The sequence below is a fragment of the Brevibacillus ginsengisoli genome, from assembly GCF_050113715.1.
GTDB lineage: Bacteria > Bacillota > Bacilli > Brevibacillales > Brevibacillaceae > Brevibacillus_H > Brevibacillus_H ginsengisoli.
Genome location: NZ_JBNJQR010000020.1, coordinates 1 through 894 on the forward strand (window position 1 = coordinate 1; position 894 = coordinate 894).

An 894-nucleotide genomic window follows, 5' to 3' on the forward strand; every position below is an offset into this window, starting at 1 on the left:
ATTCCGAGGCTAGCCCTAAAGCTATTTCGGGGAGAACCAGCTATCTCCGAGTTCGATTGGAATTTCACCGCTAGCCACACCTCATCCCCGCACTTTTCAACGTGCGTGGGTTCGGGCCTCCAGTAGGTGTTACCCTACCTTCACCCTGGACATGGCTAGATCACACGGTTTCGGGTCTACGGCAACGTACTTGCGCCCTATTCAGACTCGCTTTCGCTGCGGCTCCGTCTCTTCGACTTAACCTCGCACGCTACCGTAACTCGCCGGTTCATTCTACAAAAGGCACGCCGTCACACATTAATCGTGCTCCGACTATTTGTAAGCACACGGTTTCAGGTACTATTTCACTCCCCTCCCGGGGTGCTTTTCACCTTTCCCTCACGGTACTGGTTCACTATCGGTCGCTAGGTAGTATTTAGCCTTAGCAGATGGTCCTGCCAGATTCACACGGGATTTCACGTGTCCCGTGCTACTCGGGGTTGGTCTCGGAGAGATTCGTGTTTAGATTACGCGACTGTCACGCACTATGGTCAGCCTTCCCAGACTGTTCATCTACACGAATCTTTTGTAACTCCATGTGAGACGCCCCACAACCCCGTAAGGTAAACCTTACGGTTTAGGCTCTTCCGCGTTCGCTCGCCACTACTTACGGAATCACTATTGTTTTCTCTTCCTCCGGCTACTTAGATGTTTCAGTTCACCGGGTCTGCCTTCTCGTTGGCTATGTATTCACCAACGGATACCATCCCATTACGGATGGTGGGTTGCCCCATTCGGAGATCCCCGGATCAAAGCGTGCTTACCGCTCCCCGAGGCTTATCGCAGTTCGCTGCGTCCTTCTTCGGCTCCTAGCGCCAAGGCATCCACCGTGTGCCCTTAGTAACTTAACCACGA

1 rRNA gene is annotated in these 894 nt (G+C 53.1%); it reads right to left on the reverse strand.

What is annotated here, in order from left to right:
* A 23S ribosomal RNA gene (locus tag ACQCN2_RS23315) occupies nt 1-890 on the reverse strand; the annotation flags it as partial.
* Between the last annotated feature and the right edge of the window lie 4 nt (nt 891-894).